The 26,518-nt window shown below is 63.9% G+C and carries 28 protein-coding genes and 1 tRNA gene; 23 read left to right on the forward strand and 6 right to left on the reverse strand.

Annotation, left to right across the window (positions count from 1 at the left end):
- Window positions 1-58 precede the first annotated feature (58 nt).
- Window positions 59-433, reverse strand: coding sequence for a hypothetical protein (locus IVB12_RS00800; RefSeq protein ID WP_247294665.1), 375 nt, complete (start codon window positions 431-433; stop codon window positions 59-61).
- Between the two features lie 458 nt (window positions 434-891).
- On the opposite strand from IVB12_RS00800, the gene IVB12_RS00805 reads away from it, so the two are divergent.
- A complete protein-coding gene (locus IVB12_RS00805) occupies window positions 892-1,041 on the forward strand; it encodes a hypothetical protein (RefSeq protein ID WP_247294668.1) in 150 nt (49 codons plus the stop codon).
- 10 nt (window positions 1,042-1,051) lie between these two features.
- A complete protein-coding gene (locus tag IVB12_RS00810; RefSeq protein ID WP_247294671.1) occupies window positions 1,052-1,945 on the forward strand; it encodes a hypothetical protein in 894 nt (297 codons plus the stop codon).
- A 62-nt stretch (window positions 1,946-2,007) separates the two neighbouring features.
- Here IVB12_RS00810 and pepT read toward each other — a convergent pair whose 3' ends face one another.
- The 5 genes from pepT to IVB12_RS00835 form a co-directional block, all read right to left on the reverse strand.
- Entirely contained in the window at window positions 2,008-3,258 is a 1,251-nt protein-coding gene (gene pepT, locus IVB12_RS00815; RefSeq protein WP_247294674.1) for a peptidase T, read from the reverse strand.
- Window positions 3,259-3,362: 104 nt separating this feature from the next.
- A complete protein-coding gene (locus IVB12_RS00820; RefSeq protein WP_091886018.1) occupies window positions 3,363-3,662 on the reverse strand; it encodes an HU family DNA-binding protein in 300 nt (99 codons plus the stop codon).
- A 176-nt stretch (window positions 3,663-3,838) separates the two neighbouring features.
- Window positions 3,839-3,915: transfer RNA gene (locus tag IVB12_RS00825), tRNA-Asp, on the reverse strand.
- Window positions 3,916-4,075: 160 nt separating this feature from the next.
- A complete protein-coding gene (locus IVB12_RS00830) occupies window positions 4,076-4,279 on the reverse strand; it encodes a hypothetical protein (RefSeq protein ID WP_247294677.1) in 204 nt (67 codons plus the stop codon).
- A gap of 93 nt (window positions 4,280-4,372) precedes the next feature.
- On the reverse strand, window positions 4,373-4,615 hold the full coding sequence (locus IVB12_RS00835; RefSeq protein WP_247294680.1) for a hypothetical protein: 243 nt from the start codon (window positions 4,613-4,615) through the stop codon (window positions 4,373-4,375).
- A 92-nt stretch (window positions 4,616-4,707) separates the two neighbouring features.
- On the opposite strand from IVB12_RS00835, the gene IVB12_RS00840 reads away from it, so the two are divergent.
- The 21 genes from IVB12_RS00840 to IVB12_RS00940 all read left to right on the forward strand — a co-directional run bounded on the left by IVB12_RS00840 (window position 4,708) and on the right by IVB12_RS00940 (window position 26,514).
- Window positions 4,708-6,954 carry a TonB-dependent siderophore receptor gene (locus tag IVB12_RS00840; protein ID WP_247294836.1) on the forward strand — a complete coding sequence of 749 codons (2,247 nt, stop codon included), beginning with the start codon at window positions 4,708-4,710 and terminating at the stop codon, window positions 6,952-6,954.
- Window positions 6,955-7,573: 619 nt separating this feature from the next.
- A complete protein-coding gene (locus IVB12_RS00845; protein WP_008136158.1) occupies window positions 7,574-7,939 on the forward strand; it encodes an NADH-quinone oxidoreductase subunit A in 366 nt (121 codons plus the stop codon).
- The gene (locus IVB12_RS00850) at window positions 7,930-8,517 is read left to right on the forward strand and encodes an NADH-quinone oxidoreductase subunit B (RefSeq protein ID WP_247294683.1); all 588 of its coding nucleotides are present in this window, start codon (window positions 7,930-7,932) and stop codon (window positions 8,515-8,517) included. The genes IVB12_RS00845 and IVB12_RS00850 overlap by 10 nt, the downstream gene beginning before the upstream one ends.
- A gap of 11 nt (window positions 8,518-8,528) precedes the next feature.
- Entirely contained in the window at window positions 8,529-9,137 is a 609-nt protein-coding gene (locus IVB12_RS00855; RefSeq protein WP_247294685.1) for an NADH-quinone oxidoreductase subunit C, read from the forward strand.
- Window positions 9,138-9,171: 34 nt separating this feature from the next.
- Window positions 9,172-9,552 (forward strand): four helix bundle protein, encoded by a 381-nt coding sequence (locus IVB12_RS00860; RefSeq protein WP_256466528.1) that lies wholly within the window; start codon window positions 9,172-9,174, stop codon window positions 9,550-9,552.
- A gap of 49 nt (window positions 9,553-9,601) precedes the next feature.
- Complete coding sequence (locus IVB12_RS00865; protein ID WP_247277158.1) at window positions 9,602-10,798, forward strand: NADH-quinone oxidoreductase subunit D; 1,197 nt, start codon at window positions 9,602-9,604, stop codon at window positions 10,796-10,798.
- Entirely contained in the window at window positions 10,798-11,775 is a 978-nt protein-coding gene (locus IVB12_RS00870) for an FkbM family methyltransferase (RefSeq protein ID WP_247294687.1), read from the forward strand. Before IVB12_RS00865 ends, IVB12_RS00870 begins: the two co-directional genes overlap by 1 nt.
- A 12-nt stretch (window positions 11,776-11,787) precedes the next feature.
- Window positions 11,788-12,399 carry an NADH-quinone oxidoreductase subunit NuoE gene (gene nuoE / locus IVB12_RS00875; RefSeq protein ID WP_247277160.1) on the forward strand — a complete coding sequence of 204 codons (612 nt, stop codon included), beginning with the start codon at window positions 11,788-11,790 and terminating at the stop codon, window positions 12,397-12,399.
- The gene (locus tag IVB12_RS00880) at window positions 12,399-12,605 is read left to right on the forward strand and encodes a hypothetical protein (protein ID WP_247294689.1); all 207 of its coding nucleotides are present in this window, start codon (window positions 12,399-12,401) and stop codon (window positions 12,603-12,605) included. Before nuoE ends, IVB12_RS00880 begins: the two co-directional genes overlap by 1 nt.
- A gap of 15 nt (window positions 12,606-12,620) precedes the next feature.
- Window positions 12,621-13,946 (forward strand): NADH-quinone oxidoreductase subunit NuoF, encoded by a 1,326-nt coding sequence (nuoF, locus tag IVB12_RS00885; RefSeq protein WP_247294691.1) that lies wholly within the window; start codon window positions 12,621-12,623, stop codon window positions 13,944-13,946.
- Window positions 13,947-13,950: 4 nt separating this feature from the next.
- Entirely contained in the window at window positions 13,951-14,202 is a 252-nt protein-coding gene (locus IVB12_RS00890; RefSeq protein ID WP_247294693.1) for a hypothetical protein, read from the forward strand.
- A gap of 14 nt (window positions 14,203-14,216) precedes the next feature.
- Window positions 14,217-16,292: an NADH-quinone oxidoreductase subunit NuoG gene (gene nuoG / locus IVB12_RS00895; protein WP_247294695.1), complete on the forward strand. Its 2,076-nt coding sequence runs from the start codon at window positions 14,217-14,219 to the stop codon at window positions 16,290-16,292.
- 10 nt (window positions 16,293-16,302) lie between these two features.
- Window positions 16,303-17,370, forward strand: a complete 1,068-nt coding sequence (gene nuoH / locus IVB12_RS00900; RefSeq protein WP_212289280.1) for an NADH-quinone oxidoreductase subunit NuoH — start codon at window positions 16,303-16,305, stop codon at window positions 17,368-17,370.
- 14 nt (window positions 17,371-17,384) lie between these two features.
- Entirely contained in the window at window positions 17,385-17,873 is a 489-nt protein-coding gene (gene nuoI / locus IVB12_RS00905; protein ID WP_026202312.1) for an NADH-quinone oxidoreductase subunit NuoI, read from the forward strand.
- Window positions 17,874-18,010: 137 nt separating this feature from the next.
- Window positions 18,011-18,649: an NADH-quinone oxidoreductase subunit J gene (locus IVB12_RS00910; RefSeq protein WP_247294697.1), complete on the forward strand. Its 639-nt coding sequence runs from the start codon at window positions 18,011-18,013 to the stop codon at window positions 18,647-18,649.
- A complete protein-coding gene (gene nuoK, locus IVB12_RS00915) occupies window positions 18,646-18,954 on the forward strand; it encodes an NADH-quinone oxidoreductase subunit NuoK (RefSeq protein WP_008547737.1) in 309 nt (102 codons plus the stop codon). Before IVB12_RS00910 ends, nuoK begins: the two co-directional genes overlap by 4 nt.
- 8 nt (window positions 18,955-18,962) lie before the next feature.
- Window positions 18,963-21,068 (forward strand): NADH-quinone oxidoreductase subunit L, encoded by a 2,106-nt coding sequence (gene nuoL / locus IVB12_RS00920; RefSeq protein ID WP_247294698.1) that lies wholly within the window; start codon window positions 18,963-18,965, stop codon window positions 21,066-21,068.
- Complete coding sequence (locus IVB12_RS00925) at window positions 21,069-22,577, forward strand: NADH-quinone oxidoreductase subunit M (RefSeq protein WP_247294701.1); 1,509 nt, start codon at window positions 21,069-21,071, stop codon at window positions 22,575-22,577.
- Between the two features lie 22 nt (window positions 22,578-22,599).
- On the forward strand, window positions 22,600-24,036 hold the full coding sequence (gene nuoN, locus IVB12_RS00930; RefSeq protein ID WP_247294703.1) for an NADH-quinone oxidoreductase subunit NuoN: 1,437 nt from the start codon (window positions 22,600-22,602) through the stop codon (window positions 24,034-24,036).
- Window position 24,037: 1 nt separating this feature from the next.
- Window positions 24,038-24,844: a biotin--[acetyl-CoA-carboxylase] ligase gene (locus IVB12_RS00935; protein ID WP_247294706.1), complete on the forward strand. Its 807-nt coding sequence runs from the start codon at window positions 24,038-24,040 to the stop codon at window positions 24,842-24,844.
- The gene (locus IVB12_RS00940; RefSeq protein ID WP_247294708.1) at window positions 24,844-26,514 is read left to right on the forward strand and encodes a ribonuclease J; all 1,671 of its coding nucleotides are present in this window, start codon (window positions 24,844-24,846) and stop codon (window positions 26,512-26,514) included. The genes IVB12_RS00935 and IVB12_RS00940 overlap by 1 nt, the downstream gene beginning before the upstream one ends.
- Window positions 26,515-26,518: the final 4 nt, after the last annotated feature.

A 26,518-nucleotide genomic window follows, 5' to 3' on the forward strand; every position in this document is an offset into this window, starting at 1 on the left:
CAGGCAATCGCGCGCGCCGATGTCGGCGCGCACGATCATCAGGCGCGTCAGCGCCCAATCAGGCCCGGGTTCGAGGAGGATGGTCGGGTGGCTTGGCGGCGAGCCCGTCGCGCAGGCGGTCATTGCGCGGCGCGAGCGCGCTCCTCTGTGGCTGCCGCTCGATCAAAGTGCTCGCTCCGAACGGAGCGGAGAGCGACAGGCTCAGCATGCACAATGCGACGAACGGACAGGAATCGCAGGCCTTGCTCTTGGTCTGATCCGGGCAGCAGGGCATGTCTTCGGACATGCCTTGCGTGTCGTCTGACATTGCGGGCATGCTGCCAACAGCACCGGATACCGGCATGGCGGATGCAGGCGTCGCCAGCGGCGCGAGCACGAGCCCGGCCGCGACCAGCAGCATCACCACAGCGTTGGCGAACGGTTTCACGAACATGCCCCATTGTCGCACGGCGGAGCGGAACCTGCAAACCGGCCGGGCATCACGACTTGGCCATTCGTTTGCGTACCTTGTGCAAAAGGAGCTCCCGCAATCAGGCATTAACCAGCGCGGAGCGCTCCGTTGCCGCGACGAGATCGTTCGGTGGCCAGCAGATCGCAAAGAAAGTCGCGGCTCGACCGTGATGGTGGAAACGGGAATGGCCTTTTTCCGGAATGCATTTGCCTGATGCAGTCACGCTGTTCTGCGGTCCACGCGGCGCTCCCGATCCGGAAGGTTCCGGCCGACACATTTCATCATCCGCCCTCGGCGTGGTTAACATATGACAGCAAGACTTGGGAGGCGGCCCTAAGCGCAAAGGCCCCAGCCCGGGACTGACCGGCTGGGGCCTCATGTGCTCACAATCTTCATCCTTGGGACTCGGGCAGACAATCCGCATCTCGCCGATGCGTTCCATGGCAGATGCCAAATTTGGAACGTTCCTCATTCCTTGTGATTACCGAGCAGAGGTATCTGAGGAGGAAGGGACCATGGACGGACTGATTTATCTCATCGGCTTGATCGTCGTGATCATGGCGATCCTGTCGTTCTTCGGCCTGCGCTGAGAGAACGGCAATGGCTATTGAAACTCTCGTACGGGAAGACGTCATGGAGGGCGGCGTGGCTACAGCCGACGAACGCCGGACCATCCAATGGAGCTCGGTACTTGCAGGCTCTCTCGCCGCCAGCGCAATGTCGTTCATCCTGATCGGCTTTGGCGTCGCGGTCGGCCTGGGTGTCAGCTCGGCCTCGCCGACGTGGCGGGATGCCTCAGCGGCGCTTGCGTTGCTGTCCGGCCTGTATCTAATCATCCAGGCGATCGTCAGTTTTGGGTTCGGCGGTTACATCGCCGGCCGGACCGCGCGACCGGCGCCGGCACTTGCAACGATCGAGGATGATCGCGAGCGGCGGGACGGGCTGCATGGCCTGACGTCGTGGGCTCTCGCGGTGCTTCTCGGCGCCGCGCTGCTCGCGCTGCTCGGTGCAGCTGCGATCGACCGTTCGCCGACGCGCAGCTCGGCCAGCAACACTTCGGCCGCCGAACCGCTGTTGAGCTATGAGCTCGACAAGCTGTTCCGCGCGCCGCGGCGCCCGCCCAACACCGATCTGCGGGAACCCCGCGCCGAAGCAGGACGCATCCTGATGACGTCATCGAGCCACAGCGGTGTCAGCACCGATGATCGAAACTATCTCGTGCAGCAGGTGGCCGCGCTGACGGGTCTCGCAGCGCCGGACGCCGAACGACGGGTCGATGCTTCGATCGCGGATGCCAGGACAGCCATCAACCGCGCGCGGCGCAACTCGATTATCGTTGCGTTCTCGGTTGCGGCCGCGACCCTGATCGGGGCCGCAGTGGCCTGGGCCGCAGCGGTCGCCGGCGGGCGACATCGTGACGGAGAACCGCTGCCGAAGTGGATGGCGAGTGCCAACCGGTTCCATCGCAACCCGCGCGCGATGCCGGTGCCCTGATCCCAAAGCAAATGGCCGGGGATAAAGCCCGGCCATTTCCGCATGCACAACGATAAGAGGCGCTAGGCCCGTTCTTCCCAGATCATCGCGAGATGCACGATGGTCTGCACCGCCTTCTCCATATCCTGCCGGCTGACCCATTCGAGCCGCGAATGAAACGCGTGCTCGCCGGCGAAGATGTTGGGGCAGGGCAGGCCCATGAAGGACAGGCGCGAGCCGTCGGTGCCGCCGCGGATCGCGGTGCGCATCGGGCGCAAACCGGCGCGGCGGATCGCTTCGATGGCGTATTCGAGGACGTGGGGGTGACGGTCGATCACCTGCTTCATGTTGCGATACTGCTCGCGCACCTCGAATTTGTAGGTCGAGCGCGGATAGTCCTTCATCACGTCCTTGACGATGTTCTCGAGCAGGACCTCCTTCTCCTTCAGCCCATCCTCGTTGAAGTCGCGGACGATGAAGGAGAGCGTCGCCTGTTCCAGCGCGCCCTCGATGCCGACCGGGTGCAGAAAGCCCTGCTTGCCTGAGGTCGTCTCCGGCGAGCAGCCTTCCTTGGGCAGGCGCTCGACGATGGCGGCGGCGATCTTGATCGCGTGCTCCATCTTGCCCTTGGCATAGCCGGGATGGGCGCTGACGCCGTTGATAGTGATTGTGGCCCCATCGGCCGAGAAAGTCTCGTCCTCGACGCAGCCGGCGCTCTCGCCGTCCATGGTGTAGCCGAAATCGGCGCCGAGCTTCTTCAAATCGACATTGTCGACGCCGCGGCCGATCTCTTCATCTGGCGTGAACAGGATCTTGATGGTGCCGTGCTTCACATCCGGATTATTGATGAAAAAATGCGCGGCATCCATGATCTCGGCGACGCCGGCCTTGTTGTCGGCGCCTAACAACGTGGTGCCGTCGGTCGTGATGATGTCGTTGCCGATCTGGTTCTTCAGCGCAGGGTGCTCGGCGAAGCGGATCACTTGGCTGGTGTCGCCGGGCAGCACGATGTCGCCGCCGCGATAGTTCTTCACCACCTGCGGCTTGACGTCCTTGCCGGTGACGTCGGGCGAGGTGTCCATGTGCGAGCAGAAACAGATCACCGGCACCTTCTTAGGTGTGTTGGCCGGGATCGTTGCATAGACATAGCCGAACTCGTCGAGATGCGCGTCCGCAACGCCCATGGCTTTGAGCTCGGCGGCGAGCACGCGGCCGAGATCCTTCTGCTTCTCGGTCGAAGGCGAGGCCGCCGATTCCGGATCGGACTGGGTGTCGATGGTGACGTAGCGCAGGAAGCGCTCGGTCACGGTATGCGAAAAGGTGAGGGGGGACATTTCTGCTCAAACCGCCGGGTCAGGGGGAAGCTGGCGGTATACCAGAAAAGCGGGCTGCGTTGCGGACAGAACGATGTCGGGTCGGGCGTCACGAAGCGTAATTGCTAGATCGCCTCTTTTAGTTCCTTGACGGGGCGGAACGCGACCTTCCTGCTGGCCTTGATGTGGATCGGCTCGCCAGTGGCGGGATTGCGGCCGGTGCGGGCGGCGCGCTTGCGGACCTGGAGAATGCCGAGGCCGACGATCCGGACGCGGTCGCCCTTCTTCAGGTGCTTGGTGATCAGGTCGACCATGTCGGTCAGGACGGCCTCGGCGCGCTTTTTCGACAGGTCCTGGCTTTCCGCAATGTCAGCAGCGAGGTGCTTGAGCGTAATGGTGGCGGGAGCGGCTGCCTTCTTCGCCATGTCTGACCTCCTCGTTCTGGCCGGTGGCTCGGGGACACCCCTGAACCCCGCAAGTTCTTGGAGGCGTAGACGATTCGGGCGCGGCCTGACTATGCCGGCTCGAATGTCGTCCATGGCTTGCGCCGATGCGACAGCGTCGAGAAGTTCAGGCTAAGACTATGAAGGGATTGCCAAAATGGCGCGAGAGACGGGGCTCGAACCCGCGACCTCCGGCGTGACAGGCCGGCGCTCTAACCAACTGAGCTACTCCCGCGTGGCGCGCTGAACGCGTGCGGAACGTGGGGGGACTTAAAGGGGGGACATGGTGAAGTCAAGGACGTTGCGCTCCGCCGGTGCATCTCGGTTAAGCATTGCTCTGGAAAACGAAAATGGCCGCCCGGCGGCGGCCATTGGTCAGCCCGGTCGAGTGCGTCTCAGCGAATCTGCGACGCGCCTGCGCTGGTCACCACCACCGGCTTGCCGGCCTTGATGATTTGGGTGGACTGGGCGGTCTGGCTGTAATCGGCAGGGGTGCGGGCTGCAATCCCGAAGCCGGCCACCGCAATGCCGGCAACCAGCGCCACCACCACGATCTTCAGGTGGGTCGCACGATCAGCAGAGTGAATTGAGTGGTTCATATGAGCCTCCCGACGGACTTTGCCGTCGTCTATGGGCTCCTCTTCTAGGCACTCTCTGTTTCCGGATGGTTTCGCGGGTTCCGCAAAATGGTTTCATCTCCCCGCGCGCATGATGCGATCGTCGGCGCGCAGCAACGCAATCGGCGCCTGCTGGATCATTTGAGCGAAGCGATCCCACACACTGCTGCGGCAGATTGGGCAGCTCACGGCGACCGCCGCCGAGATGCTCGCGAACGAGAAGAATTCGCGTTCAGATCTCCGGTTCTGAAGATATTGAAGTGCTTCTAAGAATTTTTCTAAGAAGCTTTCAATTAGGCAATTCGCGCGCCCTCCCATAAGCGTCCCCCTAAGCGCATGTCGCCGCGGGGACTGGCGGCATGATGCATCAAAACATGCAGCTTTGGGGTGGCGCGTTGAACAGTCTTGGAATGCTGCGGTCGGCCGTGTTGGCGACCGCATCCGCTTGGGTCTTGGTGCCGCAGGCATCGCTCGCACAAGCATCGGCGCAGAGTGGCGCGCAGAACATTCCGTCGGTGACGGTCACGGCGCCTGAAGCGCGCCGCCGCGCCGCGGCGACCCCTCAGCGTCGTGTGCCGCGCTCGTCGGTGCAGACCGCCAACAGGAATAAGCCGCAGCCGCAGCGCAATGTCGGCGTGGTCGAAACGCCGCTCGGTCCGGTGAACGGCTACGTCGCCGGCCGCAGCTCGTCGGGCACCAAGACCAACACGCCGATCATAGAGACGCCGCAATCGGTCTCCGTGATCGGTGCCGAGCAGATCCGCGACCAGAAGATCGTCAGCAAGTTCGACGAGGTGCTGCGTTACACGCCCGGCGTGATCGGCGGCACCTACGGCGCCGATTTCCGCAACGACTGGTTCTTGATCCGCGGCTTCCCGGCGCAGAACGAGTCACTGTTCCTCGATGGCCTGCAGCTCTTCTACACCTCCTATGCGAGCTGGAAGCTGCAACCATTCAACCTCGAGCGCGTCGAGGTGCTGCGCGGGCCGTCCGGCATCCTGTACGGCGGCTCGGCGCCGGGCGGTCTCGTCAACGCGGTGAGCAAGCTGCCGCTCGCCGAGCCGGTGCGCTATCTCGAGGCCGGCATCAACAATTACGGCAACGCCTATACGGCGTTTGACTTCGGCGGCGTGGTCCCGCAGTCCGGCAACGGGCAAATGTTCTACCGGTTTGTCGGCCAGGTGCAGGGCGGCGGCACTCAGACCGACTATGTCTACGACAACAATTTCTTCTTCGCTCCGTCGGTGACCTGGCGGCCGGACGCCGACACCAAGCTCACCGTCTACGCCACGGCTGCGCACAACAACACCAGGGCGGAGAACTTCCTGCCCTATGTCGGCACCGTCACCAATGCGCCGTTCGGCCGCATTCCTACCAGCCTGTTCGTCGGCGACCCCCGCGCCGACCAGTTTCGCCGCGAGCAGGAGACGCTCGGCTACCAGTTCGCGAAGAACATCACGGACAGCCTGGACTTCCGCCAGAACGCGCGCTTCGGACATGTCGACGTCTTCTACACCGGCCTCTACGGGCTGGGCTACGCGACGACGCCGGCGGCCGCCGACATCATGCGCGGCAATTTCTACGCCCGCGGGGTCGCCAATCAATTAAACCTCGACAACCAGCTCGAGTACCGCTTTGCCACCGGCGCGCTGCAGCACACCGCGCTGCTCGGCGTCGACCTCAAGCATTACGCCCTCGACGACCGGCAGGGCTTTGGCGCGGGGACCAATCTTAACGTGCTCAATCCGGTCTACGGCGTCAACGCGCCGTTCAACGGAGCGCTGTATCGGGACGCCTATCTCACTCAGGGCATGGCGGCGGTTTATCTCCAGGATCAGGTCAAGCTCGATCGGCTAACGGTGGTGCTGTCCGGCCGTCAGGACTGGGTTGATCTCGTCAACCACAACCGGCTCGGCCCCGATCAAAGCCGCGCAGACAGCAAGTTCTCCGGCCGCGTCGGCGCGATCTACAATCTCGACTTTGGCGTCGCGCCGTATGCCTCCTACATGACGGGCTACAATCCGATTATCGGCATCAATGCGGCCGGACGGCTGCAGTTGCCGGAAACATCGGAGCAGACCGAGGTCGGCGTGAAGTACGAGCCGATCGGGCTCAACGCACGGTTCAGCGTCGCGTGGTTCGATCTGAAGCGCAAGAATGCGCTGACCACCGATCCAAACAATCCGCTGTTCCAGACCCAGAACGGCGAGGTCACCTCGCGTGGCGTCGAGCTCGAGGCGGTGGCGAACATCACGCCGGATTTCAAGCTGGTGGCGAGCTACACCAATTACGAACTGTTCGTGAGCCAGGACCTCAATTCCGCGCTGATCGGCACGGTTCCGACCAACACTCCCCGGGAGTTCGCCTCGGTCTGGACCGATTATACCTTCAGCGAGGGCCCGCTGCGGGGCTTTGGCCTTGGCGGCGGCGTGCGCTACGTCGGCTCGTCTTTTGCCGACACCGCGAACACCGCGCTCGTTCCGTCCTTCGTGCTGGGCGATGTCGCCGTGCACTACGAGTGGGACAACCACTGGCGCGCGGCGCTCAACGTCGTGAACGTGACGGACAAGATCTACGTCGCGAGCTGCGCGGTCGTCACCTCATGCTACTATGGCGACCGTCGCCGCATCACCGCGAGCCTCGCCTACAAATGGTGATGGCGGGCGAGCGGAGAGCATCGTGAAGGCGCGAACGGTCAGGCTCTGGTCCGCGGTCCACGCCTGGACGTGCTCACGATCCTCGTGATCGGCAGCGGCCTGTGGCTGGCACGGTGGCGGAAGCGGGCGGCCGCCCGCGCCGAAGCATTCGCCAGACGAGCCCCGGTCCCGTCGTGATGCATGGCTGGTCCGATCGTTCGCACCTGTGGATTCGTGCCTTTGCTGCACCTATCCTGCTCGGGGCCGCCGCCATCGCCGACTTGCTGGCGGCGCTGCTCTGGGGCAGGGTTGGCCAAAATGTCGCCTGGGGGCAGTGGGAGCGCCTGTCCTGGTTGTAATCTGGACTTTGCTGCGTCTCAGCCTAGATTAAGGTGCGCCTTCCCAATAGTGGACGTCACGGCCGAGCGCGCCTGGACCGATCGGGGATCGCCCTTGCTGGGTCAGCTGATCTGCTCCATACCAGCGCGGGGTGATTCCGGGATTTCCACCGTTCTGGGAGCGGCAAAGGGCCTGAAAAGAGCGTGTCTTGCGCCCATTGGTGCACTGCGCTAAGGCTCAGAATAATTCCAAATCGGACGAATCCGTGGCTGTCCCGAGGCTGCGGGAAAAAGGGCTCGTCATGAGCGGCATTCTACAGAACTATCTTCCACTCGTCGTCTTTATAGGGGTAGCGGGCCTCATCGGCCTCGTGCTGCTGATCGCGCCCTTCATCGTGGCGTTTCAGCAGCCGGACCCGGAAAAGCTGTCGGCGTATGAGTGCGGTTTCAACGCCTTCGACGACGCCCGCATGAAGTTCGACGTCCGCTTCTATCTAGTCGCCATCCTCTTCATCATCTTCGACCTCGAGGTGGCGTTCCTGTTTCCCTGGGCGGTGGCGTTCGGCAAGCTTGGCGCGACCGGCTTCTGGTCCATGGTGGTGTTCCTGGCCGTGCTGACGGTCGGGTTCGCCTATGAATGGAAGAAGGGAGCACTCGAATGGGATTGAACCCTACATCGTCCACGGGTCCGGTTGTTGCGCCGGCCCCCAAGGGCATCCTGGATCCATCGACCGGCAAGCCGGTCGGCGCCAATGATCCGTTCTTCCTCGAGGTCAATTCCGAGCTGTCTGACAAGGGCTTCTTCGTGGCCGCGACCGACGACCTCATCACTTGGGCGCGCACCGGCTCCTTGATGTGGATGACCTTCGGTCTCGCCTGCTGCGCGGTCGAGATGATGCAGATGTCGATGCCGCGCTACGACGTCGAGCGCTTCGGCTTCGCGCCGCGTGCTTCGCCGCGCCAGTCCGACGTGATGATCGTCGCCGGCACCCTGACCAACAAGATGGCCCCGGCGCTGCGCAAGGTCTACGACCAGATGCCAGAGCCGCGCTACGTCATCTCGATGGGCTCCTGCGCCAACGGCGGGGGCTACTACCACTATTCCTACTCGGTCGTGCGCGGCTGCGACCGCATCGTGCCGATCGACATCTACGTGCCGGGCTGCCCGCCCACGGCGGAGGCGCTGCTCTACGGCGTGCTGCTGCTTCAAAAGAAGATTCGCCGCACCGGCACCATCGAACGCTAAGGTTTTACGTCATGGACGACGCCAAGCTCGACGCCCTGGGGCAGACGATCGTTAGCGCGCTGCCGGGCGCCGCCACCGGTCACGCGGTGGCCTTCAACCAGCTCACGGTGGACGTCGACGCCAGCAAGATTGTCGAGGTGGTCAAGTACCTCCGTGACGATCCGAACTGCCGCTTCGTCAACTTCACCGACATCACGGCGGTGGACTATCCGGATCGCGAGAAGCGCTTCGACGTGATCTATCACTTGCTGTCGCCGACGCTGAACGCGCGGATCCGGCTCAGGGCCCAGGCCGACGAGACCACCCAGGTGCCCTCGCTGATCGATGTGTTCCCTGGCGCGGACTGGTTCGAGCGTGAGGCCTATGACCTCTACGGCGTGATCTTCGTCGGCCATCCCGATATGCGCCGCATCCTCACCGATTACGGTTTCGAGGGGCATCCGCTGCGCAAGGATTTCCCGCTCACCGGCTTCGTCGAGGTCCGCTACGACGACCAGGAGAAGCGGGTGGTCTACGAGCCTGTCAGGCTCAACCAAGAATTCCGCAAGTTCGATTTTCTCTCGCCGTGGGAAGGGGCGGACTATCCGGTCCTTCCGGGCGATGAAAAGGCGAAGCAGTGAGTTGCGAATAGCGAGTGGCGAATAGGGATGTTAATTGAGCGACCAGTCCATCAGTTCGTATCGGGACCTGAGAGTGTGGCAGGATGCCATGTCTCTGGCGGAGGCCTGCTATCGATTGGCGGCTCACTTCCCTCGCGACGAGCTGTTCGGCCTGACCTCGCAGATCAGACGGGCGGCGGCGTCCATTCCGGCAAACGTGGCGGAAGGACACGGGCGCAAAAACACCGGCAGCTTCGTGCAATCGCTGCGAATTTCGCAGGGATCGCTGAAGGAGTTGGAAACTCATCTGCTCTTGGCGGAGCGTGTCGGGATTTTGGCCGCATCCGATCTGGAGCGCGTCTTGGGTCGATGCGAGAGCTTGGGCAAAATGCTCCGCGCGTTGATACGTTCTCTGCAGGACAAGTCCACGAAATGACCATTCGCCATTCGCCATTCGCTATTCGCTTCGCAGCAGGAGCTGCGCCATGAACGAGCAACCGCAAAATCTCCGCAACTTCACCATCAATTTTGGACCGCAGCATCCCGCGGCCCATGGCGTGTTGCGTCTTGTGCTCGAATTGGACGGCGAAGTTGTCGAACGCGTCGATCCCCATATCGGCCTTCTTCACCGCGGCACCGAGAAGCTGATCGAGCAGAAGACCTATCTGCAGGCGATCCCTTATTTTGACCGGCTCGACTACGTCGCGCCGATGAACCAGGAGCACGCGTTCTGCCTCGCTGCCGAAAAGCTGCTCGGCATCGAGGTTCCGCGCCGCGGCCAGCTGATCCGCGTGCTCTATTGCGAGATCGGCCGCATCCTGTCGCATCTGCTCAACGTCACCACGCAGGCCATGGACGTCGGCGCGCTGACCCCGCCACTGTGGGGTTTCGAAGAGCGCGAGAAGCTGATGGTGTTCTACGAGCGCGCTTCGGGCAGCCGCATGCATGCCGCCTATTTCCGCGTCGGCGGCGTGCACCAGGACCTGCCGCAGAAGCTGGTCGACGACATCGAGGCCTGGTGCGATCCGTTCCTGAAAGTGGTGGACGACCTCGATCGCCTGCTCACCGCCAACCGCATCTTCAAGCAGCGCAACGTCGACATCGGCGTCGTGCCGCTCAAGGAAGCCTGGGAGTGGGGCTTTTCGGGCGTGATGGTGCGCGGCTCGGGCGCGGCCTGGGACCTGCGCAAGTCGCAGCCCTATGAATGCTACGCCGAGATGGATTTCGACATTCCAATTGGCAAGAACGGCGACTGCTACGATCGCTACCTGATCCGCATGGAAGAGATGCGCCAGTCCGTACGCATCATGAAGCAGTGCATCCAGAAGCTAAACGCGCCCGATGGCAAGGGGCCCATCGTCGTCGCGGATAACAAGGTCGCGCCGCCGCGCCGCGGCGAGATGAAGCGCTCGATGGAAGCGCTGATCCACCATTTCAAGCTCTACACCGAAGGCGTCCACGTGCCGGCCGGCGAAGTCTATGCCGCGGTCGAAGCGCCGAAGGGCGAGTTCGGCGTCTATCTCGTCTCCGACGGCACCAACAAGCCCTACAAGTGCAAGATCCGCGCGCCGGGCTTTGCCCATCTCCAGGCCATGGACCACATCTGCCGCGGCCATCTGCTCGCCGACGTCTCGGCCATCCTCGGCTCGCTCGACATCGTGTTCGGAGAGGTCGATCGGTGATGGCGCAGGCGCCAATTCAGTTTGACCGCGCCTCGGGGGCCCTTGAAGGGGCCAACCTGTGGGAGCGGACGGCTGCCTTGGCGCTGGTGACGGGATCGAAGATCTCGTCGCACTTCTCGCATATGGGCTACATCGCCTGCGCGAACCTGCTGCGGAAGACGCTGCCCGAGCGCAACATCGCGATCAGGCTCAATCCCGACGCCGTATTCGAATTTCCTTACGGCGACGGTTATTGGAGCAAGCTGCTCAACCGCTCCTACAATTACGAGGACGAGCTCGAGCTGCTGTTTTCCGACTCCGTCGACGTCGATTACACGCTGCTCGATTGCGGCGCCAATTACGGCTACTGGTCGGTGCTGGTGTCGAGCAGGCCGTTCGGTTCGCACAAGGCGATCGCGATCGAGCCGTCGGGCCAGAACTATCCGAAGCTCGCCAACAACGCCCGCGTCAACGGCAACCGCTTCGAGACGATGAAGTGCGCGATCGGCGCAGCCCGCGGTACCGCGCGGCTATCCGGCACCAAGCACGAGGCCTTCAGCATCGCCGGCGATCCCTCGGTGGGCGGCGAGGAGGTGCCTGTCATCGCCCTCGACGACCTGATCGACGACGGCAAGGTTGCCGCCGCCGGCAAGTACCTGATCAAGCTCGACGTCGAGGGCGTCGAGATCGAGGCGATCAAGGGCGGGGCGCGGCTGCTTCAGGCCGACAGCGTCATCATGTGCGAGGAGCACGGCAGCGACCGCTCCCATGCCGTGTCGCGCTACATCCTCGAACAGACCCCGCTGAAGCTGATCGTGTTCGATCCGCGCAGCAACCGGATGGAGACCGTGACCGAGCTGTCGATCCTCGATCGCATCAAGGTCTCGACCCACGTCGGCTACAACGTTTTCGGCACCGCGAGCGCATTCTGGCAGGACAGGATCGAAGCCCTGAATGCCAAGAATCCGAATGCCAAGACCGCGCGCCGCATGCAGTGAGAGATTGAAGCTATGTCCGTTCGCCGATTAGCACCGAAGGAAGTCCAGCCCGCGAGCTTTGCGTTCACGGCGGAGAACCTCGCATTCGCCAGGCAGCAGATCGCGAAATATCCGGCCGGACGCCAGGCCTCCGCTGTCATCGCCATCCTCTGGCGCGCGCAGGAGCAGAACGAGGGCTGGGTCTCGGAAGCCGCAATCCGCGTCATCGCCGACATGCTCGACATGCCCTATATCCGCGTGCTGGAAGTTGCGACCTTCTACACGATGTTCCAGCTCGCGCCGGTCGGCAAGAAGGCCCACGTCCAGGTTTGCGGCACCACGCCGTGCCGCCTGCGCGGTGCCGAGGATCTGATCCACGTCTGCGAGCACCGCATCCATCACGAGCCCTTCCATCTGTCCAAGGACGGCAATTTCAGCTGGGAAGAGGTGGAGTGCCTGGGGGCCTGCGTGAACGCGCCGATGGTGCTGATCGGCAAGGACACCTACGAGGACCTGACCAAGGAAAGCTTCGGCAAGGTGCTCGACGGTTTTGCTTCGGGCAATCCGCCCAAGCCGGGTCCGCAGAACGGCCGCCAGTTCTCGGCGCCGATCACCGGGCCGACCACGCTGAAGGAGGTCACCTGATGCGTGCTCTCTCGTCGCGTTCAGTGCAGGGGAGCGGTGCCGTGAAGAAGTGGGGCTTCATCGCCATGCATGCCGCCGTGGCGGCCGTGTTCATCTTCCTGCTGCAGCGTTTCGGCCTGAACGCATCGCTGGAATCCAGCCTGCTCTGGGCGCTGACGTTTGGCGTCTGCGCCGCCGGACTTGCCTACAAGCAGTCCAATCGTTGATCGGAAAGCACTGAAATGCTCGAGGACAAGGACCGCATCTTCAAGAACCTCTACGGCCTCCACGATTGGGGGCTCGAGGGCGCGCGGCGCCGCGGGGCCTGGGATGGCACCAAGGCCATCATCGACAAGGGCCGCGACTGGATCATCAACGAGATGAAGGCTTCGGGGCTCCGCGGCCGCGGCGGCGCCGGCTTTCCCACCGGCCTGAAATGGTCGTTCATGCCGAAGGAATCGACCGACGGCCGGCCGAGCTATCTCGTCGTCAATGCCGACGAATCCGAGCCCGGCACCTGCAAGGACCGCGAGATCATGCGGCATGATCCGCACCTGTTGGTCGAGGGCTGCCTGATCGCGAGCTTCGCGATGAATGCGCATGCCTGCTACATCTACGTCCGCGGCGAGTTCATCCGCGAGCGCGAACGCCTCCAGGCCGCGATCGACCAGGCCTATGAGGCCAAGCTGGTCGGCAAGGACAATGTCAACGGCTGGCCGTTCGACATCTATGTCGCGCACGGCGCCGGCGCCTATATCTGCGGCGAGGAGACCGCGCTGCTCGAAAGCCTCGAGGGCAAGAAGGGCCAGCCACGGCTGAAGCCGCCGTTCCCGGCCAATGTCGGTCTGTTCGGCTGCCCGACCACCGTCAACAACGTCGAGTCGATCGCCGTCGCGCCGGACATTCTGCGCCGTGGCGCGGCCTGGTTCGCCGGCATCGGCCGTCCGAACAATGTCGGCACCAAGCTCTTCTGCATCTCCGGCCATGTCGAGCGGCCCTGCAACGTCGAAGAGGCCATGGGCATTCCGTTCCGTGAGCTGATCGACAAGCATTGCGGCGGCATCCGTGGCGGCTGGGACAATCTCAAGGCCGTGATCCCCGGCGGCTCGTCGGTGCGCATGGTGCCGGCCGAGCAGATCATCGACACGCCGATGGATTTCGACAGCTTGAGCAAGCTGCGCTCGGGCCTCGGCACCGCGGCCGTGATCGTGATGGACAAGTCGACCGATTTGATCCGTGCGATCGCTCGCATCTCCTATTTCTACAAGCATGAGAGCTGCGGCCAGTGCACGCCGTGCCGCGAGGGCACGGGGTGGATGTGGCGCGTGCTGACCCGCATGGCCGAGGGCCGTGCGCATAAGCGCGAGATCGACATGCTGCTGGAGGTGACGAAGCAGGTCGAAGGCCACACGATCTGCGCGCTCGGCGATGCAGCGGCCTGGCCGATCCAGGGCCTGATCGCGCATTTCCGTCACGAGATCGAAGCGCGCATCGACCAGTATTCGCACAAGGCCGACATTGACGATATCGGCGTCCGCGATCCCGTGAACATGGTCGCGGCGGAGTAGGGCGATGACCGACCAGCCGGACAACATCGTGCTCGTTTATCTTCGTCGGATCGACGAAAAGCTCGATCGCGTGTCCGCGGATGTGAGCGATCTGAAGACCCGCGTCACCAACGTTGAAGAGAGAATGGGCCACATTGATCTGAGGCTGGCGCAGGTCGAGATCGCCATTACGGGCATCAACCGACGGATCGATCGTGTGGAAGAACGGCTGGACCGTATCGAGCGGCGTCTCGATCTGGTCGATCAGCCGCACTGAGAAAGACTTAAGGTATGACCAAGCTCATCATCGACGGCAAAGAGATCGATGTCCCCGCCGAGTACACGCTGCTTCAGGCGTGTGAGGCGGCGGGCGCCGAGATTCCGCGCTTCTGCTATCACGAGCGGCTGTCGATCGCCGGCAATTGCCGGATGTGCCTCGTCGAAGTGAAGGGCGGCCCGAAGCCGGTCGCAAGCTGCGCCTGGGGCGTGCGCGACTGCCGTCCGGGCCCCAAGGGCGAGCCGCCGGAGATCTCCACGCGTTCGCCGATGGTGAAGAAGGCGCGCGAAGGCGTGATGGAATTCCTTCTCATCAACCATCCGCTCGATTGCCCGATCTGCGACCAGGGCGGCGAGTGCGACCTCCAGGACCAGGCGATGGGCTATGGTGTCGACACCAGCCGCTTCGCCGAGAACAAGCGCGCGGTCGAGGACAAATATCTCGGCGCGCTGGTCAAGACTTCGATGAACCGCTGCATCCAGTGCACGCGCTGCGTCCGCTTCTCGGCGGAAGTGGCCGGCGCCCCTGAGATGGGCGCGACCGGGCGCGGCGAGGACATGGAGATCACGACCTATCTCGAGCATGCGCTGACGTCGGAATTGCAGGGCAACCTCGTCGACATCTGTCCGGTCGGCGCCCTGACCTCCAAGCCTTATGCCTTTGCGGCGCGTCCCTGGGAGCTCGGCAAGACCCAGTCGATTGACGTGATGGACGGCCTGGGATCGGCGATCCGCGTCGACACCCGCGGCCGCGAGGTGATGCGTATCCTGCCGCGCATCAACGAGGCCGTGAACGAGGAGTGGATCTCCGACAAGACGCGCCACGTCGTCGACGGTTTGCGCACCCAGCGCCTCGACCGGCCCTATATCCGCGAAGCCGGCAAGCTGCGCGCGGCGAGCTGGCCCGAGGCCTTCGCCGCTATCGCCGCCAAGGCGGCGCGCACCGACGGCAAGCGCATCGGCGCGATCGCCGGCGACCTCGCCGGCGTCGAGGAGATGTTCGCGCTAAAGGATCTGCTCGCCAAGTACGCCTCGACCAATCTGGCGGTGCAGGGCGGCGATGCCTTCGATCCAGCGCTCGGCCGCGGCGCCTACATCTTCAACCCGACGCTGGCAGGCGTGGAGCAGGCCGACGCGCTGCTCATCATCGGCGCCAATCCGCGGAAAGAAGCGGCGGTGTTCAACGCCCGCATCCGCAAGCGCTGGCGCGCCGGCGGCTTCAAGGTCGGCCTGATCGGCCCCAAGGTTGACCTGACCTATCACTACGACCATCTGGGCGCCGGCACCGAGACGCTGAGTGAGCTGGCGGCCGGCAAGCACTCCTTCATGGAGGTGCTGAAGGACGCCAAGACGCCGATCATCCTGGTCGGCGCGAGCGCGGCCTCGCGTCACGATGGCGCCGCCATTCTCGCCGCGAGCGCCAAGCTCGCGCTCGACGTCGGCGCGGTGAAGGACGGCTGGAACGGCTTTGGCGTGCTGCACGAGACCGCCTCGCGCGTCGGTGCGCTCGACATCGGCTTCTCCGCCACGGCGGGCGGGCTCAACGCGGCGCAGATGACCACGTTCGGAACGCTTGACCTGCTGTTCCTGCTCGGCGCAGACGAGATCAAGGCGCCGGACGGCACCTTCGTCGTCTATATCGGCACCCATGGCGACCGCGGCGCGCATCGCGCCGACGTCATCCTGCCGGCCGCCGCCTACACCGAGAAGTCGGCGATCTATGTCAACACCGAAGGCCGGGTGCAGATGACTGGCCGCGCCGCGTTCCCGCCGGGCGAAGCCCGCGAGGACTGGGCGATCATTCGTGCGCTGTCGGAAGCGCTCGGCAAGAAGCTCGGCTATGACTCGCTCGCGCAGCTTCGCCAGGCTATCTTCAAGGCCGTGCCGCATCTGATCCGTCTCGACCAGATCGAGGCCGGCTCCGCCGACCAGATCAAGAAGCTGGCGGCGAAGGGCGGCTCGCCCGAGAAGGCGCCGTTCAAGCCGCTGGTCGAGGACTTCTACCTGACCAACCCAATCGCGCGTGCGTCCGCCGTGATGGCAGAATGTTCGCGCCTCGCCTCGGGGCAGATGCTGACCGCAGCGGAGTGAGCGTGATCTGATGGAATTCTTCGAAAGCGCATTCTGGACCGGTTTCCTCTGGCCATTGATCATCATGGTCGCGCAGAGCGTCCTGGTGCTCGTCGTCCTCTTGGTCGCGATCGCCTATATCCTGCTCGCCGACCGCAAGATTTGGGCGGCGGTGCAGATCCGGCGCGGCCCTAACGTGGTCGGACCCTGGGGCCTGCTGCAGTCCTTCGCGGACTTGCTCAAGTTTGTGCTGAAGGAGCCGATCATCCCTGCCGGCGCCAACAAGGGCGTATTCCTGCTGGCACCGCTGGTCTCCTGCGTGCTCGCGCTCGCCGCCTGGGCCGTGATCCCGACCAATCTCGGCTGGGTGATCTCCGACATCAATGTCGGCATCCTTTTCATCTTCGCGATCTCGTCGCTGTCGATCTACGGCATCATCATGGCCGGCTGGTCGTCGAACTCGAAATACCCGTTCCTGGCCGCGCTGCGCTCGGCGGCGCAGATGGTGTCGTACGAGGTCTCGATCGGCTTCGTCATCATTACGGTGCTGCTCTGCGCCGGCACGCTGAACCTGTCGGCCGTGGTCGAGGCCCAGCATGCGCGCGGGCTTGCCAGCCTGATCGGGCTGCCGCAGCTCACCATCCTGAACTGGTACGTCTGGCCGCTGTTCCCGATGTTTGTGGTGTTCTACGTCTCGGCGCTGGCAGAAACCAACCGTCCGCCCTTCGACCTCGTCGAAGCCGAATCCGAGCTCGTCGCGGGCTTCATGGTCGAATATGGCTCGACGCCGTACCTCTTGTTCATGCTCGGCGAGTATGTCGCGATCGTCACGATGTGCGCGATGGCGACGATCCTGTTCCTCGGAGGCTGGCTGCCGCCGGTCGACCTGCCGCCCTTCAACTGGGTGCCGGGGATCATCTGGTTCTCCCTGAAACTATTCTTCATGTTCTTCCTGTTCGCGATGGCCAAGGCGATCGTGCCGCGCTACCGCTACGATCAACTGATGCGTCTCGGCTGGAAGGTGTTCCTGCCGATCTCGCTGGCGATGGTGATCGTGGTGGCCGGCGTGCTGCATTTCGCCGGCATCGCGCCGAAGTGAGGGCCGTCATGGGTATCAACGTCAACGCCACTGCACGTTCGCTTCTGCTGTCGGAATTCGTCTCGGCGTTCTTCCTCGCCATGCGCTATTTCTTCCAGCCGAAGCCGACGCTGAACTATCCGTTCGAGAAGGGCCCGATCTCGCCGCGCTTCCGCGGCGAGCATGCGCTGCGCCGCTATCCGAACGGCGAAGAACGCTGCATCGCCTGCAAGCTGTGCGAAGCGGTCTGCCCGGCGCAGGCCATCACCATCGAGGCCGGCCCGCGCCGCAACGACGGCACCCGCCGCACCGTGCGCTACGACATCGACATGGTGAAGTGCATCTATTGTGGCCTCTGCCAGGAGGCCTGTCCGGTCGACGCCATCGTCGAAGGTCCGAACTTCGAGTTCGCGACCGAGACCCGCGAGGAGCTGTTCTATGACAAGGCCAAGCTGCTCGCCAATGGCGACCGCTGGGAACGCGAGATCGCGAAAGCGATCGAGCTCGACGCGCCGTACCGGTGAGATGAGAGCATGATCCTTCCCGCCATCCTCTCGTCATTCCGGGGCGCGCGAACCGCGAACCCGGAATCTCGCGCCACAACCTCCAGATTCCGGGCTCGCGGGCTTTGCCCACGCCCCGGAATGACGGGGACTGCCCGATGATCCTTCCCGCGCTGTTCTTCTATCTGTTCGCCGCCGTCTGCGTCGCGTCGGCGGTGATGGTGATTGTGTCGCGCAATCCCGTGCACTCCGTGCTGTACCTGATCCTGGCCTTCGTCAACGCCTCCGGCCTGTTCGTGCTGATGGGTGCCGAATTCCTGGCGATGATCCTGATCGTCGTCTATGTCGGCGCCGTCGCGGTGCTGTTCCTGTTCGTGATCATGATGCTCGACGTCGACTTCCTCGAGCTGCGCGAGGGCTTCATCGAGTACCTGCCCGTCGGCCTCGTGGTCGGCGGCATCTTCCTGTTCGAGCTGCTGCTCACCGTCGGCTTCTGGGTCATCAATCCGAGCGTCAGCAAGACGATCACGGCGGCGATCCCGGCCAATGTCAGCAACACCGAGGCGCTCGGTCTCGTGCTCTATACGAAGTACATCCACTACTTCCAGCTCTCGGGCATGGTGCTGCTGGTCGCCATGATCGGCGCCATCGTGCTGACGCTGCGTCACAAGGCGAGCGTGAAGCGGCAGGACATCAACGTTCAGAACGCGCGCACGCCGGAAATGGCGATGGCGATGCGCAAGGTGGCGCCGGGGCAGGGGCTTTCGGATGCCGACGCGGCGGAGTGGGTGAAATGACGATCGGGCTCGGACACTATCTGGCGGTCGGCGCGATCCTGTTCACGCTCGGGATTCTCGGCATCTTCCTGAACCGCAAGAACATCATCGTCATCCTGATGTCGATCGAGCTGATCCTGCTCTCGGTCAACATCAACCTCGTGGCGTTCTCGACCTTCCTCGGCGACATCGTCGGCCAGGTCTTCGCGCTTTTGGTGCTGACCGTCGCCGCCGCCGAAGCCGCGATCGGTCTCGCCATCCTGGTGGTCTATTTCCGCAACCGCGGCTCGATCGCGGTTGAGGACGTCAATCTGATGAAGGGCTGAGCTCTCAAATGGTTCAGGCAATCGTTTTCCTGCCTCTGCTGGGCGCCATTCTGGCCGGCCTGATCGCGCTCGTGGGCGCGCACGCCCGTAACCCCTCGGGCGACGAGGTCGAGCATCACGGCGACCACGGTAAGGGCGCGCACGCCCATGCGTCCGATACGATCCACGAGGATGCGTCCGTCATCCACGAGACCCATCACGAGCCCGGCGACGGACATGACGATCACGGCCACGGCCCGACTGAGCCGCCGGCGGCGGGTTCGCGCGGCGCCGAGCTGATCACGACCGCGCTCTTGTTTGTGTCGGCGGCCTTGTCCTGGATGACGCTGGTCGATGTCGGATTCATGCACCACGACGCGCGTATCCAGCTGCTGCCCTGGATATTCTCCGGCGACCTCCAGGTCTGGTGGACGCTGCGGGTCGACACGCTCACGGCCGTGATGCTGGTGGTGGTGACCACCGTGTCCTCGCTCGTGCACCTCTATTCCATCGGCTACATGGACGAGGACCCGAACCGGCCGCGCTTCTTCGGCTATCTCTCGCTGTTCACCTTCGCGATGCTGATGCTGGTGACCGCGGACAACCTCGTGCAGCTGTTCTTCGGCTGGGAAGGCGTGGGTCTGGCCAGCTATCTCCTGATCGGATTCTGGTACCAGAAGCCGTCGGCGAATGCGGCGGCGATCAAGGCCTTCTTGGTCAACCGCGTCGGCGATTTCGGCTTCGCGCTCGGCATCTTCGCGATCTTCATGCTGGTCGGCTCGACCGACTTCGAGACCATCTTCCATGCCGCGCCCGGCCTGACCGGCAAGACCATCGACTTCCTCGGCTGGCACGCCGACGCGCTGACCCTGACCTGCCTGCTGCTCTTCATGGGCGCGATGGGCAAGTCGGCGCAGTTCCTGCTGCACACCTGGTTGCCGGACGCGATGGAAGGTCCGACGCCGGTCTCCGCGCTGATCCACGCCGCGACCATGGTCACCGCGGGCGTGTTCATGGTGGCGCGGCTGTCGCCGCTGTTCGAGCTCGCCCCGAACGCTCAGGCCATCGTGATGTTCTTCGGCGCCACCACCGCGTTCTTCGCGGCGACCATCGGCCTCGTCCAGAACGACATCAAGCGCATCGTCGCCTATTCGACCTGTTCGCAGCTCGGCTACATGTTCGTGGCGATGGGAGCCGGCGCCTATTCGGTCGGCATGTTCCACCTGTTCACCCACGCCTTCTTCAAGGCGCTGCTGTTCTTGGGTTCCGGCTCGGTGATCTATGCGATGCACCACGAGCAGGATATCCGCAACATGGGCGGCCTCTGGCGCAAGATCCCTTACACCTACGCGGTGATGGTGGTCGGCACGCTGGCCCTGACCGGCTTCCCACTCACCGCCGGCTACTTCTCAAAGGACGCGATCATCGAGTCCGCCTACGCCGCGCACAACCCATTCGGAGTCTACGGCTTCCTGATGACGGTCGCCGCCGCGGGCCTGACCTCGTTCTACTCCTGGCGCTTGATCTTCAAGACCTTCCACGGCGAACCGCATGACGAGCATCATTACGAGGCCGCGCATGAGGCTCCGATCTGGATGCTGATCCCGATCGGCGTGCTCGCGGTCGGCTCATTCGTCGCCGGCTTGCCGTTCAAGGAGCTGTTCGCCGGCCACGGCATCGAGGAGTTCTTCCGCGAATCCGTGAAGATGAACCCGCACATCATCGAGGAGATGCACCACATCCCCGAGACCATCGCCTTCCTGCCGACGGTGATGATGGTGCTGGGCTTCCTGGTGTCGTACCTGTTCTATATCCGCCGGCCCTACCTGCCGGTCGAGCTCGCGAAGACGCAGCCGATGCTGTACCAGTTCCTGCTCAACAAATGGTACTTCGACGAGCTTTACGACATCATCTTCGTCCGTCCGGCGAAGTGGATTGGTTATCAGCTCTGGAAGAAGGGCGATGGCTTCATCATCGACGGCCTCGGTCCGGACGGCATCTCGGCGCGGGTCCTGGACGTCACCCGCAACGTCGTGAAGATCCAGACCGGCTATCTCTATCACTACGCATTCGCCATGCTGATCGGCGCCGCCAGCCTGATCACCTGGTTCATGTTCGGCTTTGGAGGCCAGTAAATGACGACCTGGCCCATCCTTTCGGTCACGACGTTCCTGCCGCTGGTCGGAGCGCTGATCGTCTATCTCAGCCGCGGCGATGACGAGGCGGCCAAGCGCAACTCGCGCTGGATTGCGCTCTGGACCACGCTGATCACCTTTGTGGTGTCGGTGATCCTGGTCATGCGCTTCGATCCCGCAAACCCCGACTTCCAGTTCGTCGAGAAGGCGAACTGGCTCGCCACCGGCATCACCTACCACATGGGTGTCGACGGCATTTCGCTGCCGCTCGTGATCCTGACCACCGCGATCATGCCGTTCTGCATCATTGCGAGCTGGAAGGCGGTCACGAACCGCGTCCGCGAATACATGATGGCGTTCCTGATCCTGGAAACCCTGATGATCGGCACCTTCTCGGCGCTCGATCTCGTGCTGTTCTATCTGTTCTTTGAAGGCGGCCTGATCCCGATGTTCCTGATCATCGGCGTCTGGGGCGGTCCGCGCCGGGTCTATGCGTCGTTCAAGTTCTTCCTCTACACGCTGCTCGGCTCGGTCTTGATGCTGCTCGCCATCATGGCGCTGTATTGGAACGGCGGCACCACTGACATCCCGACCCTGATGCACACCGCCGTGCCGCGCTCCTTGCAGACCTGGGCGTGGCTGGCCTTCTTCGCCTCGTTTGCGGTCAAGATGCCGATGTGGCCGGTGCACACCTGGCTGCCCGACGCGCACGTCGAGGCGCCGACCGCGGGCTCGGTCGTCCTTGCCGCGATCCTCCTGAAGATGGGCGGCTACGGCTTCCTGCGCTTCTCGCTGCCGATGTTCCCGCTGGCCTCGCATGACTTCGCGCCGTTGATCTTCACGCTCTCGGCCATCGCCATCATCTACACCTCGCTGGTGGCGTTGATGCAGGAGGACATGAAGAAGCTGATCGCATACTCGTCCGTGGCGCATATGGGCTTCGTCACTATGGGCATCTTCGCCGGCACCATGCAGGGCGTCGCCGGCGGCATGTTCCAGATGATCTCGCACGGCATCGTCTCCGGTGCGCTGTTCCTCTGCGTCGGCATCGTCTACGACCGCCTGCACACCCGCGAGATCGCGGCCTATGGCGGCCTCGTCAACCGGATGCCGCTCTACGCGATGACCTTCATGGTCTTCACCATGGCCAATGTCGGCCTGCCCGGCACGAGCGGCTTCGTCGGCGAGTTCATGACGCTGCTCGGCACCTTCAAGGTCTCGATCCCGACCGCGTTCTTCGCCACCTTCGGCGTGATTCTGTCGGCAGGTTACGCGCTGTGGCTCTACCGCAAGGTCGTGTTCGGGGCGCTGGTCAAGCCATCGCTGATGAGCATGAAAGATCTTACCTTGCGTGAATGCGTGACGCTGTTCCCGCTGATTGCGCTGACGATCCTGTTCGGTGTTTATCCGAAGCCGGTGCTCGACATCTCGGCCGCCTCGGTCCAGCAACTCGTCAACAATTACAACACCGCTGTGACGGCCGTGAAGGCCGCCGCACTGCTCCAGTGATCGGGCAGGTCAGGATATCGTCATGAGCTTTGAGACTGCAGGATATCAATTGGCGCCGGTGCTGCCCGAGCTCGTGCTCGCGGTCGGCGCGATGGCGCTCCTGATGCTGGGAGCCTATCGCGGGCAGGGGACGACCAGGACCGTCACCTCGCTGGCGGTGGTGCTGCTCATCGTGGTCGGCGCGCTCGTCTACATGCAGCCCGCGGGCAAGCAGGTCACCTTCGGCGGCAGCTTCATCGTCGACGATTTCGCCCGCTTCATGAAGATCCTGGCCTTGATCGGCTCGGCGGCGACACTGGTGCTCTCGACCGAGTTCCTGTCCGATCCGTCGCGGCGGATCTTCGAATATTCGATCCTGGTGCTGCTCTCGACGCTCGGCATGATGGTGCTGATCTCGGCCGGCGATCTGATCTCGCTCTATCTCGGCCTCGAATTGATGTCGCTGGCACTCTATGTCGTGGCGGCCTCGAACCGCGACAATGCCAAGTCGACCGAAGCTGGTCTGAAGTATTTCGTGCTCGGCGCGCTGTCGTCGGGAATGCTGCTCTACGGCGCCTCGCTGGTCTATGGCTTCACCGGCACGGTCAGCTTCACCGGCATCGCATCGGCCGCGACGGTCTCGAATGTCGGCCTCGTCTTTGGCCTGGTCTTCCTGCTCGCCGGCCTCTGCTTCAAGGTCTCGGCCGTGCCGTTCCACATGTGGACGCCGGACGTATATGAAGGCGCGCCAACGCCGGTTACCGCCTTCTTCGCCTCGGCGCCGAAGGTGGCCGCGCTTGCGGTCTTCACCCGCGTCACGCTGACCGCATTCCCCGGCATCGTCTCGCAGTGGCAGCAGATCCTGGTGTTCGTGGCGATCGCCTCGATGGCGCTCGGCTCCTTCGCCGCGATCGGCCAGAGCAACATCAAGCGCCTGATGGCGTACTCTTCGATCGGCCACATGGGCTTCGCGTTGGTCGGCCTCGCCTCCGGCACGGTCGAAGGTGCGCAAGGCGTGTTGATGTACATCGTGATCTATGTCGCGATGACGCTCGGCTCGTTTTCGATCATCCTTGCCATGCGGCGCAACGGCCAGGCCGTGGAGCAGATCAGCGATTTCGCAGGTCTGTCGCGAACCAATCCGCTGCTCGCCTTCATGTTCGCGATGCTGCTGTTCTCGCTCGCCGGCATCCCGCCGCTCGCCGGCTTCTTCGCCAAATGGTACGTTTTCGTCGCCGCCATCAAGGCGAACCTGTTCACGCTCGCGGTCATCGGCGTGCTGACCAGCGTCGTCGGCGCCTACTACTATCTCGCCATCGTCAAGACGATGTACTTTGACGAGCCGGCCGGCCAGGTCGATCCTGTCAGGATCGAGGTGCGAACGGTGCTGGCGGTCGCGGGCTTGTTCAACCTGCTGTTTGCGCTGTTCGCAGGCCCCGTGGTGAGCGTCGCCTCCGCCGCGGCAAAGTCGCTGTTCTAGGATGCGGTTCGCGCTCGGTCCTCGTGCACAATCGGCGGGCTACAAGCTCGCGGCCTTCGAACGGACCGGCTCGACCAATACCGACGCGATCGAGCACGCCCGCGCCGGCGAACGCGGCCCGATGTGGTTCGTCACGTCCGAGCAGACCGCCGGCCGCGGCCGGCGCCAGCGCGCTTGGATCGCGCCCCGGGGCAATCTCGCGGCCAGCATCCTCGAAGTCATGGACGTCGCCCCTGCCGTCGCCGCGACGCTCGGCTTCGCCGCGGGGCTCGCGGAGGAGGCGGCGCTCGAGAAGGTCAGCCTGGAGGCGGCGCTTCGCCTCGGCGAGGGTCGTCCCCGCTATGCCCTGAAATGGCCGAACGACGTGCTTGCCGGCGGCAAGAAGCTGGTCGGCATTGCGCTCGAGGCCGAGGCCATTGGCGATCGCCTTGCCGTGGTCGTCGGCATCGGAACCAATGTCGTCGCGGCGCCGGAGGGCACGCCGACGCCGGCGGTGTCGCTGGCCGCGCTCGGCGTCCAGATCAGCGCGGAGGAGCTGTTTGCTGCCCTGTCCGACGCCTGGGTCGAGTTCCGCGGGATCTGGGACAATGGCCGCGGCTTTGCCGAGATCCGCAGGCTCTGGCTGCAACGCGCAGCCGGTCTCGGCGAGAAGGTCGCAATCCACACGGGAGCGACGACGCTGGAAGGCATTTTTGACACTATCGATGACACAGGCTGCCTAATCGTCCGCACCGCGGAGGGGCGGCGGGTGCCGGTCGCAGCAGGCGAGGTGTTCTTCGGCCCGGCCGCCTCCGTGGGAGCTGTGTGATGGCGAGGCCTGACGAACTCGTGTTTGCGCCACTCGGCGGTGTCGGCGAGATCGGCATGAACCTGTCGATCTACGGCCTCGGCAACCGCCAACAGCGCGCCTGGCTCGCGGTCGATCTCGGCGTCTCCTTCGGCGACGAGGAGCACCTGCCGGGCATCGACCTGATCATGCCGGACATCTCTTTCCTGGAGAAGGAGCGCAAGAACCTGATGGGTCTGGTGCTGACCCACGCCCATGAGGACCATTTCGGCGCCATCATCGATCTCTGGCCGAAGCTGCAATGCCCGATCTACGCGACCAAATTCAGCGCGGCCTTGTTCGAGGCCAAATGCGCCGCCGAGCGCGGTGCTCCGAACATTCCGGTGACGGTGGTCCCGTCGGGGGGCCGCATCGATGTCGGCCCGTTCAACGTCGAGTTCATCCCGATGGCGCACTCGATTCCGGAAGCGCATGCGCTGGCGATCCACACCGAGGTCGGCATCGTGCTGCATACCGGGGACTGGAAGATCGACCCGACCCCGACGCTGGGGGCCCCGACCGACGAGAAGCGCCTGCGCGAGCTGGGCGAGGAGGGCGTGCTCGCCCTGATCGGCGATTCCACCAACGCCGTGCGCGACGGCCGCTCGCCGTCGGAGGCCGAGGTCGCCAGAACCATTATCGATCTGGTCAAGGCCGCCAAGGGCCGCGTTGCGGTGACGACGTTCGCCTCCAACGTCGCCCGCATCAAGGCCGTGGCTGAGGCTGCGAAAGCCGCCGACCGCGAGGTTGTCGTGGTCGGCCGCGCCATGGAGCGCGTGGTGCAGGTCGCGCGCGAGACCGGTTATCTCGACGGCGTGCAGAATTTCCGCTCACCCGACATTTACGGCCATCTTCCGCAGGACAAGGTGCTGGCGCTGTGCACCGGCAGCCAGGGTGAGCCGCGCGCGGCGCTAGCGCGCATCGCCAATGACGATCATCCCGAGATCACGCTCAACCGCGGCGACAGCGTCATCTTCTCCTCGCGCACCATTCCCGGCAACGAGAAGGCCGTCGGCTCGATCATCAACAATCTGGTGCTCCAGGGCGTCGAGATCATCACCGACCGCGACCATCTGGTCCATGTCTCCGGCCATCCCCGCCGCGACGAGTTGCGCGACCTGATCTCCTGGGTGAAGCCGCAGCTTCTGATCCCCGTCCATGGCGAGGCCCTGCACCTGCACGAGCACGCAAAGCTCGCGCGCGCCGCCGGCGTGCCGCGCGTGCTGGTCTGCCGCAACGGCGACCTCGTCAAGCTCGGGCCCGGCGATCCCGGCATTATCGGCGAGGTGCCGTCGGGCCGTCTCTACAAGGACGGCACGATTTTGGAGGACTCCAAGTCCCGCGCGGTGGTCGAGCGGCGGCGCATGGCCTTTTCCGGTTGCGCCTTCGTTGCTGTCGCCATGACGGAGCAGGGCGAGCTCGCCGATGATCCCGAGATCGATCTGGTCGGAATCCCCGAGAAGAACAGGGCGGGCGAGGCCTTCGACGACATCGTCTTCGACGCCGTGGTCTCTACCATCGAGGGCCTGCCGCGGCCGCGCCGCCGCGATCCTGACGCGCTGGCTGAATCGGTGCGACGCGCTGTCCGGGCCGTGATCAACGAACATTGGGGCAAGAAGCCCCCCTGTCTGGTACACGTGCTGACAGTTTGAGGAG

The sequence above is a fragment of the Bradyrhizobium sp. 179 genome (genome assembly GCF_023073535.1).
In the GTDB taxonomy this organism is placed as follows: domain Bacteria; phylum Pseudomonadota; class Alphaproteobacteria; order Rhizobiales; family Xanthobacteraceae; genus Bradyrhizobium.

Coding starts and splice junctions, on each gene's coding strand:
- IVB12_RS00800 (WP_247294665.1), bottom strand. CDS start 433: ATGTTCGTGAAACCGTTCGCCAACGCTGTGGTGATGCTGCTGGTCGCG.
- IVB12_RS00805 (WP_247294668.1), top strand. CDS start 892: ATGGCAGATGCCAAATTTGGAACGTTCCTCATTCCTTGTGATTACCGA.
- IVB12_RS00810 (WP_247294671.1), top strand. CDS start 1,052: ATGGCTATTGAAACTCTCGTACGGGAAGACGTCATGGAGGGCGGCGTG.
- pepT (WP_247294674.1), bottom strand. CDS start 3,258: ATGTCCCCCCTCACCTTTTCGCATACCGTGACCGAGCGCTTCCTGCGC.
- IVB12_RS00820 (WP_091886018.1), bottom strand. CDS start 3,662: ATGGCGAAGAAGGCAGCCGCTCCCGCCACCATTACGCTCAAGCACCTC.
- IVB12_RS00830 (WP_247294677.1), bottom strand. CDS start 4,279: ATGAACCACTCAATTCACTCTGCTGATCGTGCGACCCACCTGAAGATC.
- IVB12_RS00835 (WP_247294680.1), bottom strand. CDS start 4,615: ATGGGAGGGCGCGCGAATTGCCTAATTGAAAGCTTCTTAGAAAAATTC.
- IVB12_RS00840 (WP_247294836.1), top strand. CDS start 4,708: ATGCTGCGGTCGGCCGTGTTGGCGACCGCATCCGCTTGGGTCTTGGTG.
- IVB12_RS00845 (WP_008136158.1), top strand. CDS start 7,574: ATGAGCGGCATTCTACAGAACTATCTTCCACTCGTCGTCTTTATAGGG.
- IVB12_RS00850 (WP_247294683.1), top strand. CDS start 7,930: ATGGGATTGAACCCTACATCGTCCACGGGTCCGGTTGTTGCGCCGGCC.
- IVB12_RS00855 (WP_247294685.1), top strand. CDS start 8,529: ATGGACGACGCCAAGCTCGACGCCCTGGGGCAGACGATCGTTAGCGCG.
- IVB12_RS00865 (WP_247277158.1), top strand. CDS start 9,602: ATGAACGAGCAACCGCAAAATCTCCGCAACTTCACCATCAATTTTGGA.
- IVB12_RS00870 (WP_247294687.1), top strand. CDS start 10,798: ATGGCGCAGGCGCCAATTCAGTTTGACCGCGCCTCGGGGGCCCTTGAA.
- nuoE (WP_247277160.1), top strand. CDS start 11,788: ATGTCCGTTCGCCGATTAGCACCGAAGGAAGTCCAGCCCGCGAGCTTT.
- IVB12_RS00880 (WP_247294689.1), top strand. CDS start 12,399: ATGCGTGCTCTCTCGTCGCGTTCAGTGCAGGGGAGCGGTGCCGTGAAG.
- nuoF (WP_247294691.1), top strand. CDS start 12,621: ATGCTCGAGGACAAGGACCGCATCTTCAAGAACCTCTACGGCCTCCAC.
- IVB12_RS00890 (WP_247294693.1), top strand. CDS start 13,951: ATGACCGACCAGCCGGACAACATCGTGCTCGTTTATCTTCGTCGGATC.
- nuoG (WP_247294695.1), top strand. CDS start 14,217: ATGACCAAGCTCATCATCGACGGCAAAGAGATCGATGTCCCCGCCGAG.
- nuoH (WP_212289280.1), top strand. CDS start 16,303: ATGGAATTCTTCGAAAGCGCATTCTGGACCGGTTTCCTCTGGCCATTG.
- IVB12_RS00910 (WP_247294697.1), top strand. CDS start 18,011: ATGATCCTTCCCGCGCTGTTCTTCTATCTGTTCGCCGCCGTCTGCGTC.
- nuoK (WP_008547737.1), top strand. CDS start 18,646: ATGACGATCGGGCTCGGACACTATCTGGCGGTCGGCGCGATCCTGTTC.
- nuoL (WP_247294698.1), top strand. CDS start 18,963: ATGGTTCAGGCAATCGTTTTCCTGCCTCTGCTGGGCGCCATTCTGGCC.
- IVB12_RS00925 (WP_247294701.1), top strand. CDS start 21,069: ATGACGACCTGGCCCATCCTTTCGGTCACGACGTTCCTGCCGCTGGTC.
- nuoN (WP_247294703.1), top strand. CDS start 22,600: ATGAGCTTTGAGACTGCAGGATATCAATTGGCGCCGGTGCTGCCCGAG.
- IVB12_RS00935 (WP_247294706.1), top strand. CDS start 24,038: ATGCGGTTCGCGCTCGGTCCTCGTGCACAATCGGCGGGCTACAAGCTC.
- IVB12_RS00940 (WP_247294708.1), top strand. CDS start 24,844: ATGGCGAGGCCTGACGAACTCGTGTTTGCGCCACTCGGCGGTGTCGGC.